General features: G+C 66.7%; 11 protein-coding genes. 10 read left to right on the forward strand and 1 reads right to left on the reverse strand.

All coding sequences use genetic code 11. The features are described 5' to 3' along the window. The first annotated feature begins 72 nt into the window (after nt 1–72). The 5 genes from SBI20_RS15915 (at nt 73) to SBI20_RS15935 (ending at nt 9,657) form a co-directional block, all read left to right on the forward strand. Nucleotides 73–1,320: an MFS transporter gene (locus SBI20_RS15915; RefSeq protein WP_317976162.1), complete on the forward strand. Its 1,248-nt coding sequence runs from the start codon at nt 73–75 to the stop codon at nt 1,318–1,320. Then, complete coding sequence (locus tag SBI20_RS15920; protein ID WP_317975935.1) at nt 1,320–2,951, forward strand: family 43 glycosylhydrolase; 1,632 nt, start codon at nt 1,320–1,322, stop codon at nt 2,949–2,951. The genes SBI20_RS15915 and SBI20_RS15920 overlap by 1 nt, the downstream gene beginning before the upstream one ends. 90 nt (nt 2,952–3,041) lie before the next feature. Next, entirely contained in the window at nt 3,042–6,932 is a 3,891-nt protein-coding gene (locus SBI20_RS15925; protein WP_317975936.1) for a LamG-like jellyroll fold domain-containing protein, read from the forward strand. Continuing rightward, the gene (locus tag SBI20_RS15930; RefSeq protein ID WP_317975937.1) at nt 6,929–7,609 is read left to right on the forward strand and encodes a LamG domain-containing protein; all 681 of its coding nucleotides are present in this window, start codon (nt 6,929–6,931) and stop codon (nt 7,607–7,609) included. Before SBI20_RS15925 ends, SBI20_RS15930 begins: the two co-directional genes overlap by 4 nt. Before the next feature lie 107 nt (nt 7,610–7,716). Continuing rightward, entirely contained in the window at nt 7,717–9,657 is a 1,941-nt protein-coding gene (locus SBI20_RS15935) for a CocE/NonD family hydrolase (RefSeq protein ID WP_411911534.1), read from the forward strand. 68 nt (nt 9,658–9,725) lie between these two features. On the opposite strand, the gene SBI20_RS15940 is transcribed toward SBI20_RS15935, so the two are convergent. After that, nucleotides 9,726–10,073: a hypothetical protein gene (locus tag SBI20_RS15940; protein ID WP_317975938.1), complete on the reverse strand. Its 348-nt coding sequence runs from the start codon at nt 10,071–10,073 to the stop codon at nt 9,726–9,728. A gap of 256 nt (nt 10,074–10,329) precedes the next feature. Here SBI20_RS15940 and SBI20_RS15945 point away from each other — a divergent pair, with 256 nt between their 5' ends. The 5 genes from SBI20_RS15945 to SBI20_RS15965 all read left to right on the forward strand — a co-directional run bounded on the left by SBI20_RS15945 (nt 10,330) and on the right by SBI20_RS15965 (nt 13,367). Further along, nucleotides 10,330–10,503 (forward strand): hypothetical protein, encoded by a 174-nt coding sequence (locus SBI20_RS15945; RefSeq protein WP_317975939.1) that lies wholly within the window; start codon nt 10,330–10,332, stop codon nt 10,501–10,503. Beyond that, entirely contained in the window at nt 10,503–10,655 is a 153-nt protein-coding gene (locus SBI20_RS15950; protein WP_317975940.1) for a hypothetical protein, read from the forward strand. The genes SBI20_RS15945 and SBI20_RS15950 overlap by 1 nt, the downstream gene beginning before the upstream one ends. Then, on the forward strand, nt 10,639–11,136 hold the full coding sequence (locus SBI20_RS15955; RefSeq protein ID WP_317975941.1) for a phage tail protein: 498 nt from the start codon (nt 10,639–10,641) through the stop codon (nt 11,134–11,136). The genes SBI20_RS15950 and SBI20_RS15955 overlap by 17 nt, the downstream gene beginning before the upstream one ends. Beyond that, a complete protein-coding gene (locus SBI20_RS15960; RefSeq protein WP_317975942.1) occupies nt 11,133–11,807 on the forward strand; it encodes a phage virion morphogenesis protein in 675 nt (224 codons plus the stop codon). The genes SBI20_RS15955 and SBI20_RS15960 overlap by 4 nt, the downstream gene beginning before the upstream one ends. A 123-nt stretch (nt 11,808–11,930) precedes the next feature. Continuing rightward, the gene (locus SBI20_RS15965; RefSeq protein ID WP_317975943.1) at nt 11,931–13,367 is read left to right on the forward strand and encodes an IS1182 family transposase; all 1,437 of its coding nucleotides are present in this window, start codon (nt 11,931–11,933) and stop codon (nt 13,365–13,367) included. Nucleotides 13,368–13,537 lie beyond the last annotated feature (170 nt).

Genomic DNA, 13,537 nt, shown 5'->3' on the forward strand with positions numbered 1-13,537 from the left:
GCAGGCGCATCCGGGGCGCGGTTCGCGGCCACGGGCAAGGCGCCGCCCCATGTCGGGCGCAGGCGCTGGGGCGTGGTGGCGCTGCTGTTTGCGGCCACGGCCATCAACTATATCGACCGGCAGATGATCGGCGTGCTCAAGCCCACGCTGGCCGCCGACTTCCACTGGTCGGAATCCGATTTTGCGGGCATCGTGTTCTGGTTTCAGGTGGCCTATGCCATCGGCTATCTCTCGTTCGGCAAAGTCGTCGATGCGCTGGGCGCGCGGCTGGGGTACACGGTCGCCATCGTCATCTGGACGGTGAGCCACATGGCCCATGGCTTTGCCACCGGCCTTGTCTCGTTCGCGGTCGCCCGTTTCGGGCTGGGGCTGGGCGAATCGGGCAATTTCCCCGCTGGCATTCGCGCCGTGACCGACTGGTTCCCCCAGCGCGAACGCGCGCTGGCCATCGGTGTGTTCAATGCCGGGGCCAATGTCGGCGCGATCATCACGCCGCTGCTCGTGCCGCTGCTGGTGCTGTGGTTCGACTGGCGCATGGCCTTTTTCGTGACCGGCTTTTTCGGCGTGGCCTGGCTGGCGGCGTGGTGGCTGCTCTATCGCCACCCGCGCGAACACGCCCGCGTGGGCGAGGCCGAACTGGCCTGGATCGCGCAGGACCCGGCCGATCCGCTCGAGCCGATCGGCTGGGCGCGGCTGCTCGTGGTCAAGGAAACCTGGGCCTATGCGCTCGGCAAGTTCCTCGTCGATCCGATCTGGTGGTTCTTCCTGTTCTGGCTGCCGGGCTATCTGTTTTCCCGCTATGATCTCGATCTCAAGACGTTCGGCCTGCCGCTGGCCGCGATCTACCTGATTTCCGATCTGGGCAGCATTGCCGGGGGCTGGCTCTCCTCGCGCCTGATCCGCGCCGGGCGCACGCCCAACGTTGCGCGCAAGATCACGATGCTGATCTGCGCAGTCTGCGTGACCCCGATCTGGTTCGTGCAGGGGGTCGACAGCATGTGGGCGGCGGTGGGCATCATTGGCCTTGCCACGGCGGCGCATCAGGCCTTTTCGGCCAATCTCTACACCCTGCCTTCGGATGTCTTCCCGCGCGGGGCGGTCGGTTCGGTCGTCGGGATCGGGGGGACGGTCGGGGCCTTTGGCGGCATGGGCATGGCGCTGTTTGCCGGGTATATTCTCGACGCCACGCACAGCTACCACGTTCTCTTCGCGATCTGTGCGAGCGCCTATCTGGTGGCGCTGGCGGTGATCCACCTGCTCAGCCCGCGTCTGGCGCCTGTCTGCATCGAAAATGTCTGCATCGAAAAGCAGGCGGCCTGATGCGCGGGCCAACAGGGGTAAGCCGGCGCGGCGCGCTGGCCGGCGCGGCGGGGCTGGCTGTTCTGGCCGGAACCGCGAGCGAAAGCCATGCCCGGACGGCAGGCAAGCGCTTGCCGGATGGCGCCATTCCGCCTTACGCGCGCGGTTTCGACAACCAGCGCAAGGCCGATCTGGGCGACGGGCGGTTCCTCAATCCGTTGATGGCCGGGGACCATCCCGATCCCACGATCCTCAAGGACGGTGACGACTATTACCTGACGTTCTCGACCTTCGATTCCTATCCCGGCCTCGTCATCTGGCATTCCCGCGACCTGCTCAACTGGCAGCCGGTGGTGGCCGCGCTGTCGCGCAATGTCGGCGCGGTCTGGGCGCCCGACTTGTGTCGTCACGACGGGCGCTATTTCATCTACTTTGCCGCCAAGGCTGCCCCGAATTGTACTTATGTGATCTGGGCCGACCGGATCGCGGGGCCATGGAGCGCGCCGATCCCGCTGGGCCTGCCCGATCATATCGATCCGGGCCATGCGGTGGGCGAGGATGGCTCGCGCTGGCTGTTCCTCTCGGGTGGGGACCGGGTTGCGCTGGCGCCTGACGGCCTGTCGCTGAAAGGGCCTGTCGAGCATGTCTATGATCCCTGGCATTACCCCGAGGACTGGGATGTCGAGGGCTTTTCGCCCGAGGGGCCCAAGATCGTGGCGCGGGGCGGCTGGTTCTACCTGATCACGGCGGTCGGGGGCACGGCGGGGCCGCCCACCGGGCACATGGTGATCGCGGCGCGTTCGCGCTCGATCCATGGGCCGTGGGAGAATTGCCCGCACAATCCGATCGTGCGCACGCGCAGCCGCGAGGAAGCCTGGTGGTCGCGCGGCCATGCCACCGTGTTCGAGGGACCGGCGGGCGACTGGTGGTCGGTCTATCACGGGTTCGAGCGCGATTTCTGGACGCTGGGCCGCCAGACCCTGCTCGATCCGGTCGAATGGACCGCCGATGGCTGGTTCCGCATGACCGGGGGCGATCTGGCCCAGCCGATCAGGGCGCCACTCGGTCGCAAGCCGGGGACGGGCGCGCCGCATGGCATGGCGCTGTCCGATGATTTTGCCACGCTCGATCTGGGGCGCCGCTGGAATTTTTTTCGTCCCGGCCCGGACGAGGCCGCGCGCGCGCGGGTTTCGGGCGGGGAACTGGCGCTCAGGGCCACGGGCACCGCGCCGGTCGATTCCGCGCCGCTGCTGCTGATAGCGGGGGACCGCGCCTATGAATTCGAGTGTTCGATAGAGGTCGATCCGGGTGTCACCGCCGGGCTGCTGCTGTTCTACGACAGCGCGCTCTATTGCGGGCTGGGGTTCGATGCCCGGCGCTATGTCACGCACCAATACGGGATGGAGCGGGGCCGCCCGACCAACCCGCATGGCACGATGATGCGGATGCGCGTGCGCAACGAGGCGCATATCGTCTCGTTCCACACCAGCGGCGATGGGGGCAAGACCTGGCACCGGTTTGATCGCGGGATGGAAGTGTCGGGCTATCACCACAATGTGCGCGGTGGCTTTTTGATGCTGCGTCCGGGGCTCTATGCTGCGGGGAAGGGCACCGCGCGTTTTCGCGATTTTCGTTTCCGGGCGCTGGCTTAAGGTTGTCAGCCGCGCTTCGGGGGATACCATCGAAGCCTGCAAGATCAGGATGAGGCGGCAATGACCGGCCTCGCACAAGGGAGAATTGCCATGGCCCATCGTTTGTCGGGGCGCGCTGTTCTGGGCGTTCTGTTGCGCGGGGCTTCGTGTCTGGCGCTGGCCGGGGTGGCCCATGCGCAGGGCACAGCAGATGGGCTGCTGTTCCATGCTCCGCTTGACAGCGACTTTGTCGCGAGCGTGGCGGGAGGGGATGCCAAGCCCAATTTCCAGAGCGATGTGGCGATTGTGCCCGATGGGGCGCGTGGCAAGGGAGCCGGGCGCTGGGCCGATGGCGGCTATGTTGCGTGGAATGCGCCGGGCAATATCCAGGCCCAGCGCGGCACGCTGGCGTTCTTCTGGCGCAGCCATACGCCGGTGGGCGAGGCGCCCTTCGTGATCTTCCGCGCCGGGGCGGCGGATCATACGAGCTGGGACATGGCCTTCCTGCGGATCGACTGGAACGGCCATGGCTTCGATGCCTTCGTGACCGATGCCAACCTGTCGCGCCTGCGCGTAAGCTGGACGATCCCCACGACGCCTGCGCCCGATGCCTGGCACCATATCGCGTTTGCCTGGGACGAGACGCGCGGCGTCCGCCTGTTCTGGGACGGGCGCGAGGTGGCCGCCAAGGAACAGGCCGCCGACTTCGACATGGGGCTCGACCAGTTCGGCCTTGCCGGGCGCGTCATGGCCCCGCATCAGGTGCAGAGCCGCTACAATTTCATGCGCGGGTCGGACCTCGACGACATTCGCGTCTATGACCACATGCTCGACGGCGCGGCGGTGGCGCGGCTGGCGACAGGCACGACCGATGGTGATGGCGGCGCGCAACAGAACGGCGGGGTGGGCGTTCCCCCTGCCGACTTGCGCAGGGCCTGGCTGCACCGTTTCGGCTGGGACCGGGAAACCCCGCCGCCGCTCGTCGATCCGGTGACGACCGTGCGCAAGATCGAGTTCGCCGATGCGCGCGATCTCAAGGAATGGATGTGGAAGGGCGTCGACGGCATTGCCGAAACGACCTGGCCGGGCGTCTACAACCGCTCGCGCCTGCCGGGCCGCGACGACTATTTCGAACTGCCCGACTGGAACGTCTATGTCGAAGGTGGCAAGGCCTATCGCCTGACCCTGCCGGCCGATACCGCGTTCAACCGCGTGGAGATCCGGGGCGCGGCCTATGGCGCGCTCGAATGGTCGCCCGATGGCAAGGGCGGCTGGCGCAAGCTCGCCACGCGGCCGCAGGGTGTCGTCCGCTCGCTGACCGATACCGGCACGCTGAAGGGCGGCGTGCTGCGCTTCACCAATGTCATGGCCGAGCAGCCGATCCAGGAAATCTGGGCCTACGACATCCACCCCGGCACGGTGCCCGACGGCACGTTCCAGTTGCGCTATACCGTGCGCAGCGCCGCGTCCCCCGATCTGGGCGCGCTAGGCAGGCTCAATACCTTTATCGCCGGGCGCTATCCGCTGGCCGAGCGGGCGAGCGTCGTGGCCCTGCCGACCGAGGGCGTGCGCGCGGCGGTCGGTGCGGGCAGCGCGGCGGGGGCGACACGGGGCGAAGGCAACGGCAAGGCGGGGGCCACGCTGCCCATCGTCCATGTCCTGATCCCGTCGAACTTTGGCGATGCGCCGCCGGGGCGACCGCTCGCGCGCGCATGGAACTATGGCTGGGAAAACAGCCACGATGGCCTCGATGGCGTGGCGCTCGATTTGCCCGCGATCCATGCCAAGCCCGATGCGCGCGGGCTGATCGCGCTCGACATTCGCGTGAAAGACCCGATCTGGCCCGAGCGCGACATGATCGACGTGCAAGTTGCGGTAAAGCCGGGCGAGGCGCGCACGCTCTGGCTCGACTTGCGCGACCGTCTGCTGACCGGCGACAGCCTCTACCTCACCATCGCTTCGTCCGCCCCCGATTTCGGGGCGGCCTCGCTCGACGGCATGGGCGTGCGCCTCGTGTTCAAGGACCGGGTCGAGGCGCGCAAGGAACATGTGACCGACCGCTTCAACCAGGTGAAGGACAACTGGGCCTTTCTGGTCGAGGAACACACCGCCTCGAAGCGCGAGGCGCTCTATCGGCGGCTCTATGGCGACATTTCCGATCTTCTGCGCGTCGATCCCGACAATCTGGAGGCGCGACGCTATTGGGCCGATATCGGCTATTCGCAGGACCAGTTGCCGCCGTTCGTCCAGCCGGTGGCGCCTGCGGGCATGCCGCTCTGGGCGTTTCGCCAGCTGGAGGACCTCAAGCTCGCGCGCCAGTTCGTCAGCTGGTGGATCGACAACCGGCAGGTGCCGTTCGGCGATTTCGGCGGCGGCATTTCGGATGATACCGACCTGACCCAGCAATGGCCGGGGATGGCCCTGATGGGGGTGGACCCTGACAAGATCAACGCCTCGCTGCGCGCGCTGTCCGATGCGGTGTACAAGAACGGGATGATCGTCAACGGGTTGAGCTACATCACCAGCGACGAATTGCACGTCTATGAAGAGGGCATCAATTCGGATGCCGAGCGGCTCTACCTCAACTGGGGCGAGCCGCGCGCGGTCGAGCGGATCATGGCCACGGTCAAGGCGCTGGGCAGCGACGGGCCCCATGGCGGGCTGATCCGTCGCAATGCGGCGGGCCACATGCATATTTCGTCAAGCTGGTATGGCGGGCGGCATATCTATCGCGATGCGCCATGGGCCTGGCAGAAGCCTTATGGCTTCGTGATCATGCACAGCCCGATCCTGCTGGGCCTGTACAACGGCAATCCGGCGGCGCGCGGGCTGGTGACGGGGCTGGTCGACGGCCTGCTCGCCCATGGCCAGCAAGGGGTGGATGGCCTGTGGCATTTTCCCAACGACATCAGCTGGGATACCGATGCCGAGCGTGCGGGCGATGGCGGCGGGGCAAGCCTGCCGATGCAATCGGCCTGGGCGGCCTGGCGGTTCACCGGACAGGACAAGTATCTGCGCCCCGTGCTCGGGCGGCTGGTGCCCGGCAATTTTTCGGCGCTGGGCGAACTCAACGAAAATGCGCTGACCGTGCTGGGCCAGCGCGAGGCCTGGACGGCGGCCACGCGCAAGGCCGCGCAAGGCGGCAACGATGTTGCCCGGTTCGAGGCGTGGAACAGCACCGGCGACAAGGCCTGGCCGGCCGCACTCAACGCTGCGGGCATTGCCGACAAGGCGCAGCACATGTTCATGATCACCAAGGGGGAATGGTGGACCGACCGCGTTGAAGCGCCCAACGAGCTGCTCCAGCGCGAGCGGCTGGGTGGCATCGCGCTCAAGCGCAACCAGACCTGGCCGGGCAACGCGGTGAGCTGGCGTTTTGCCGATCCGCAAGCGGCGGTCGAGGTCGCCATCCTCGTGCGCGATGCCACGCCCGAGCATTTCACGGTGATCGCCCACAACACCCGCGCCGTGCCGGTCAGCGCGCAGATGGGGACGTGGAATGTCGTGGCCGGGCGCTGGACGATGACGCAGGGGCTGGCGCAAGGGGATGACGACACGGCGGAGGGGCCCGTTGCAACCCGAGAGGTGGCCATCGAGCGCGGCGGATCGGTCCCGGTTACCTTCGCGCCGGGCGCGACGACGGTAATGACGTTCACCCTCGCGCAAAAAGCGGCGACCCAGCCCGAGGCGCGCGCCGATCTGGGCATTGGCCGCGATGATGTCGTGCGCAACGGCGATCGGCTGGACGTGACGGTTCACAGCCTTGGCGCCGTGGCGACGCCGCCTGCCACGTTGCGCCTCGAAACAGCGGACGGGGCAAGCGTGACCTCTGCTCCGATCCCGGTGATGGCCGCGCCGGTCGATCTGAACCCACGTATGGTCCCGGTTCGCCTGACCGTGCCGCGCGGGGTGAAGGGGCCGTTGCGGCTGGTGATCGACACGGCGGGCGTGGAGGAACTGACCACGCGCAACAATGTCGTCGCGCTGGACGACGGGCAATGATGCGCGGCTGGAGGGGCCTTGTGCTGGCGCTCGCGGCTTTCGCGCCGCTGGCCAGTGCGCAGGCGCATGGAGAAGTCTGGCGCTTCGACACGCTGGCCCGCATCGGCGGCATGGTCCCCACCGTGCTTGGCCATCCGCATCTTGAACGCGGCCCCCGTGGCAAGGTGCTGGTGTTCGACGGGCAGGAAGACGCGCTGATCCTGCCGCGCCACCCGCTCGCCGGGGCGGCGCGTTTTACCGCCGAGGCGGTGTTCCGTCCCGATGGCGGGGCATTTGCCCAGCGCTGGATGCATCTGTCTTCCGACGACACCCCCGGCCGTCCGCCGGGCGAGACGCGGATCCTGTTCGAAATCCGCGTGGTCGGCACCTCGTGGTATCTCGACACCTTCGTGAAGGGGCCCGGCTATGCGCAAGTGCTGGTCGATCCGGCCCGGCTCCATCCGCTCGGGCGCTGGTATCATGTCGCCCAGACGTTCGACGGAACCACCTACCGCAGCTATGTCGACGGTGTGCTGGAAGGCGAGGCGCGCGTGGCCTTCACCCCGCAAGGGCAGGGCAGCAGCAGCCTTGCCATGCGCCGCAACGGGGTGGACCATTTCCACGGCGCGCTGCGCGTGGCCCGCTTCACCCCCACCGCGCTGCCCCCCCGCGCATTCCTGCGCCACGGCAAGCCCTGAGAGGGAAGGAGAAAGGGCGCTTCCCTTGCCGGCAGGCTTGGCTACAGTGGTTGCGGGCGCAACCGGACGGGCCGCTTGCGCCGCTGCTCGAAAGTTGTCCTTCGCCTATGTCCCCCTTGCGCTCCCTGCTGTCTTTCGCCGGTGTCTCGATGCTCTCGCTGGCCTGCGCCGCGCCCGCCCTCGCGGCCCCGGCCAGTCCGGCTGAACGCGTCACCCCGATGACCCCCGATATTGTCGACCATTACGAGCAGGTCCTGCCCTCGGCCGATTTCATCCGCCGCGAGGCCATGGTGCCGATGCGCGACGGGACAAAGCTCTACACCGTGATCGTGATGAAGAAGGGCACGCAAGGCGGCCCGATCCTGCTCTCGCGCACGCCCTACGACGCGCACGAGGCCACCCACCGCGTCGCCAGCCAGCGCATCGTCGACATCCTCGAAACGATGGACGCCGAATTTGCGCAGGATGGCTATATCCGCGTCTATCAGGACATTCGCGGGATGCACCGCTCGCAGGGCACCTACATCATGAACCGCCCGCTGGCAGGCCCCCTCAACGATACCGGCATCGATGAATCGACCGACGCCTACGACACCATCGACTGGCTCGTGAAGAACGTGCCCGAAAGCAACGGCAAGGTGGGGATCATCGGTTCGTCCTATCTCGGCTTCACGACGCTGATGGCCGAAATCAACCCGCACCCCGCGCTCAAGGCGGCGGTGCCCGAAAGCCCGATGGTCGATGGCTGGATGGGCGACGACTGGTTCCACAACGGTGCGTTCCGCGTCAGCTCGCTCGATTATGCGGTGGGGCAGGCGACCAACAAGGGCGATGGCGGCGGCGAATTCGCACTGGGCAAGGGCGATGATTATACCCGCTGGCTCAAGGCGGGCTCCATGGCCGATTTTGCCGAAAGCCTCGGGATCAGCAAAGTGCCCGGCGTGCGCAAGTTCGTCGAGAACCCGGCCTATACCGATTTCTGGTCGCTTCAGGCGGTCGACAAGTGGCTTGCCGTCCGTCCGCTGAGCGTTCCCACGATGCTGGAGGTCGGCCAGTGGGACCAGGAAGACAGCTATGGCGCCCCGGCGGTCTATCGCGCGCTCGAACCCAAGGACAAGGCGAACGACATGGTCACGCTGGTGATCGGTCCGTGGCGCCATTCGGGCGCCAACCATGGCGGGTCGAGCCTTGGCGCGCTCGATTTCACCGGCGATACCGCGCGCGAATGGCGCACGCGCTATCTCAAGCCGTTCTTCGACCATTGGCTCAAGGGCGCACCCGATCCGCATACCCCGCCCGTGGTGACGTATGCGACCGGCATCAACCAGTGGCAGGAAAGCCCGCGCTGGCCGATGGGCGGGGCCACCCCGCTCTATCTCGATGCCGATGGTACCGCCGGTTTCGCCCGACCGTCCGGCGCCGGGCACACCGACTATGTCAGCGATCCGGCCCACCCCGTGCCGTTCATTCCGCGTCCGATCGACATGGGCAATGCCGCGCAATGGAAGCCCTGGCTGGTCCATGACCAGCGCTTCGTCTCCGGGCGCCCTGACATGGCCGAATGGCAGACCGCCACGCTGGACAAGCCCGTCCACATCATGGGCGCGCCCGAGGTCGATCTCTATGCGGCCACCACCGGCACCGACAGCGACTGGGTGGTCAAGCTGATCGACGTCTACCCCAACGACGTGCCCGAACCTGCCGATCAGGGCGGTCGCCCGTCGATGGCGGGCTATGAACTGCCGATCGGGATCGAGATCTTCCGGGGCCGCTATGCCAAGAGCTTTGCCCGGCCCGAGGCGCTCAAGCCGGGACAGGTGACCCACTACCGCTGGGCGCTGCCCAACGTGAACCACGTCTTCCTGCCCGGCCACAGGATCAAGGTCGAGGTGCAGTCGAGCCTGTTCCCGCTCTACGACCGCAACCCGCAGACTTTCGTGCCCAACATCATGACCGCCAAGCCTGCCGACTATCGCAAGGCCACGCAAAGCGTGTGGTTCGGCGGCTCGCAAGCCAGCGCGATAATCCTGCCCGTCACCGAGCCCTGAGGCGTCCGTGCCGACCACCGCGCCAGCGCAAGATGCGCGTCGCGGTGGTCGTGCCGGCTTGCGCTTGCTCATTCGATAATCTCCATCGTGCCCCTGGGCTTTTCCTTGCCGTCGAGCGGTTCGTTCATGAGGATGTGCATGGTTGCCCAAGCGAGGTCGGCATGGCCGTCGTTGCCGCCGCGCCCGGCCTTGAAGGTCACGTTGCGGCCGCTGGTGGTCAGAGTCTTCTTGATCGAGACGAAGGCCGAGACGATGTCGAGATAGGTGCAGGTGTAGCGGGCGAGGACCGCCCTCGCGCAGCGGGGCCGCGCGACTTCGGGGTTGAAGTCGGTCCACTCGACCAGGCTTTCGCAACCGCAGGCGATCAGGTCGTTGAACTTGAACGCGGACAGGCTGTCGTCGACGAACTCGCACATGTAGAGGTTCGCAAACTCGTCAGCGGGGCAACCTGTTCTCGTCGGTCTGCGAGACCGTGGTGGAGCTTGACGCCGCGCTCGATGGACCGGCGCTGGCCGAGGCCACGAAGTCCGGCTTTCTGGCCGCCTTCACCGCGCTGTTAAAGGCGGACAATGGCAGCGACGGGGTGGTGCCACCCGTTGAACCGACCCCCGCGCCCGTCAACGCCCTGCTCACCGCCGCCGCGCTCTGGCCGTCGCGATTCTGGTCAAGGGCATGGAGCAGGGGGCCTTCACCGGGCTCGCCCTGGCCGACTGCATCACCGGCACGGGCACCCACGCCCAGTTCGTGAAGGCCCGCAGGATCATCAACGGCACCGACCGGGCCGAGGATATCGCCACCCATGCCGACACAATCGCGGCGGCGCTGGGTGAGGGGGGCTGGGCCTGATGCCCGGCGTCCCAACTCTCGCCCTCGCCAGCGCGCTGGCCGCCAGCCTCACCGCGCTCTACGACATCGCCGGCCAGATCCGCGCAACTCTTGTTGAGCTGCAAGTCGAACTGCGCCTGACACAGGAACCCGCCCATGCGCAAAGCCGATAGCCTGCGCCGCTGGCTCACCGCCTTCCTGCCCGACTTGCGCAAGGAGGCCGACCGCCTTCAGGTCTATCTCGAAGGCGGCCGGATCAGCGCGCGGCGGTCGGCCACGCTGTCCTTCGCCTATGCCTACACGGTCAAGGCGCTCATCACCGACTTCTCAGGGAATCCCGACACGGTCATGGTGGCGACGCTCGCATGGATCGAGAAGGAGCAGCCCCAGTTGCTCCAGACCGCAGACAACACGCCCTTCCAGTTCGAGGCCGAACTGCTCGACAGCGACACCTATGATCTCCAGCTGTCGATCGAGCTGACCGAACCGGTCCTCGTCCTCCCCCGCGCGGACGGTTCGGGCTTCGACATCGAGCACCCGCCCGAACCGACGCTCCCGCCGATGTTCACGCAGGGCACGGCCACGTTCCTGCAAGGCTTCGGCAATGCCGACAAGCTCGTGCAGTCCCCCACGCTCGGATCGCCGGAAGCATGACCGGCGACGATCTGGCCGAAATCGAGCGTCTGGCCGGCGCCCTGCTGCGCAACTTGTCTGCGGGCCAGCGCCGCAAGCTCCTGCGCAAGATGGCCCGTGACCTCGCCGCCAGCCAGCGCCAGCGCATCGCCGCCCAGCACCAGCCCGACGGCAGCGCCTTCGCGCCGCGCAAGCAAAAGGCGCAGCCGGTAACGGGCCGGGGCGCCGCCTGCTTCCTCTATCCCGCCGGCGGCAGCGGCCCGCCGCGCCGGGTGATCATGAAAAGCTTCACATGGGGCAGGGGCCGCGCGATGACCGGCTTCGACATCGAGGCCGGCGGCATCCGCACCTTCGAGTTCGCCAAAGTGGTTCAATGGCTCCCGGTCCCGCCCGAATACCGCAACCGCACCAGTGGCCGCCTGCGCCGCCGGGGAAGCCTGCGCCGCAAGGCCATGTTCCGCAAACTCGCCAGCGCCCGCTACCTCAAGGCCCAGGCCGACGACCAGGGCTTCTGGGTGGGCTTCTCGGGCAAAGTCTCCCAGATCGCCAGCATCCACCAGAACGGCCTGCACGACAAACCCTCCCTGCGCACCAGAGCCATCGAATACCCCCGCCGCGAACTCCTCGGCACAACACCCTCTGACCGCGAACACCTGCTCGACCTGCTCTATGGGCAACTGGCCGGCGCTTGATCTCCGGTGATTGACTGCTCATCGGCTTTGGTGGCGGCTTGTGAAAGTGCCCGAAAACACCTCAGACTGTCCGAGAACTCGATGAAGGATTCCCACTTGGTTGGGGGTCCGATATGATCGGGCATGGGCTACATCGAAGGACATTCGCGCGATCAGATGCTGCTGCTTCCGGCGTCGGTCGATGACTATGTGGCGGCGGACAACCCGGTGCGTTTCATCGCGGCGTTTGTCGACGATCTTGATCTTGGCGAGTTGGGCTTCGGCCGTTCCAGGCCAAAGGCCACAGGGCGGCCCGGCTATGATCCCGCCGATCTGCTGAAGCTATATCTCTACGGCTATCTCAACCGGGTGCGGTCGAGCCGGTGCCTGGCAGCAGAGACAGCGCGGAACCTGGAGGTGATCTGGCTGCTGGGTGGCTTGCGTCCTGATTTCCGCACGATCGCGGATTTCCGTCGCGCCAACAGGGCATCATTCAAGCCGCTGTTCCGGTCCTTCGTGCTGCTGTGCCGCCGCCTTGACCTGTTCGGGCGGGAACTGGTGGCGGTGGACGGCACGCGACTCAAGGCAGTGAACAGCCGCAAGCGCAACTTCACCCGCCAGAAGCTGGCCGGGTGGATCAAGCAGGCCGATGAGCGGGTGGGGGAATACCTGGCGCGCCTTGACCGTGCCGATCACGCCGAAGCCGAGGCGGAAGGTGCCGCCCGCCGCGCAGCGGTGCTAACGGCAAAGATCGCGCGGATGCGGGAACGGCGCGAACGGCACAGCGCGATGCTGGCCGATCTCGTCGCCAGCGGCGAAAGCCAGATGTCGCTCACCGATCCCGATGCGCGCGGCATGGCGACCCAACCCAAGGTCGGCGTGGGCTATAACGCACAGGTCGCGGTCGATGCCCGGCACAAGCTGATCGTCGAGCAATATGTGACAAACTCGGGCAGCGATCTGGGCTTTCTGGCACAGACGGCCAGCGCCGCGCGCGAGGTGCTGGGCGTCGAGCAGATCGACGCCGTAGCGGACAAGGGCTATTACAAGGGAGAGGACATCGCCGCCTGCGAGGATCTCGGCGTCATGGCTTATGTCGCGCGACCACAGCGCGGTCCGGCCATTACCGAGGGATATTTCGCCAAGGACGAGTTCCGCTACGATACCCACAGGGATTGCTACATCTGCCCCGGCGACCAGCGTCTCGATCCGTATACTCGCTCCCAGAAGAACGGGCATGTCACGATCCGCTATGCCAATATGCGGGCCTGCCGGGACTGCGCGCTCAAACCGCAATGCGCGTCCGGCACGCGGCGGAGCATCGATCGGTGGGAGAATGAGGCTGTGCTCGAGCGCATGGCGGAAAGGCTCGATGCCCGGCCCGACATTATTGACCGGCGGCGCGAGACCGTCGAGCATCCCTTCGGCACCATCAAGCAGTGGATGAACCAGGGCGCATTCCTCATGCGGGGCCTCGCCAACGTCAACGCCGAGTTCAGTCTGACGGCGCTCGCCTACAATCTGCGCAGGGCGATCAACATCCTCGGGATTCCGGCCCTGCTACGCGCCGTGCAGGCCTGAAAAGGTCGCGCTTCAGCCGTCTCCGGCATAACTCGCGTATAGATGCCGATAAGGTTCATCGAGACCGTCACCACGCCTTCCGCGCCGAAAAACCAGCGGGCCGCTGCGTGAAGCCCCTCCGCTCGACCGAAACCCGATCAGCCCGTGCGTTTTCGGACGGACTGACCTGT

Origin of the sequence: Novosphingobium sp. IK01 (assembly GCF_033242265.1) — a bacterium.
In the GTDB taxonomy this organism is placed as follows: Bacteria; Pseudomonadota; Alphaproteobacteria; order Sphingomonadales; family Sphingomonadaceae; genus Novosphingobium; species Novosphingobium pituita.

Excerpts from the sequence above, each read along its gene's own strand:
- SBI20_RS15920 (WP_317975935.1), top strand. The coding sequence starts at position 1,320 with ATGCGCGGGCCAACAGGGGTAAGCCGGCGCGGCGCGCTGGCCGGCGCG.
- SBI20_RS15925 (WP_317975936.1), top strand. The coding sequence starts at position 3,042 with ATGGCCCATCGTTTGTCGGGGCGCGCTGTTCTGGGCGTTCTGTTGCGC.
- SBI20_RS15930 (WP_317975937.1), top strand. The coding sequence starts at position 6,929 with ATGATGCGCGGCTGGAGGGGCCTTGTGCTGGCGCTCGCGGCTTTCGCG.
- SBI20_RS15935 (WP_411911534.1), top strand. The coding sequence starts at position 7,717 with ATGTCCCCCTTGCGCTCCCTGCTGTCTTTCGCCGGTGTCTCGATGCTC.
- SBI20_RS15940 (WP_317975938.1), bottom strand. The coding sequence starts at position 10,073 with ATGTGCGAGTTCGTCGACGACAGCCTGTCCGCGTTCAAGTTCAACGAC.
- SBI20_RS15945 (WP_317975939.1), top strand. The coding sequence starts at position 10,330 with ATGGAGCAGGGGGCCTTCACCGGGCTCGCCCTGGCCGACTGCATCACC.
- SBI20_RS15950 (WP_317975940.1), top strand. The coding sequence starts at position 10,503 with ATGCCCGGCGTCCCAACTCTCGCCCTCGCCAGCGCGCTGGCCGCCAGC.
- SBI20_RS15955 (WP_317975941.1), top strand. The coding sequence starts at position 10,639 with ATGCGCAAAGCCGATAGCCTGCGCCGCTGGCTCACCGCCTTCCTGCCC.
- SBI20_RS15960 (WP_317975942.1), top strand. The coding sequence starts at position 11,133 with ATGACCGGCGACGATCTGGCCGAAATCGAGCGTCTGGCCGGCGCCCTG.
- SBI20_RS15965 (WP_317975943.1), top strand. The coding sequence starts at position 11,931 with ATGGGCTACATCGAAGGACATTCGCGCGATCAGATGCTGCTGCTTCCG.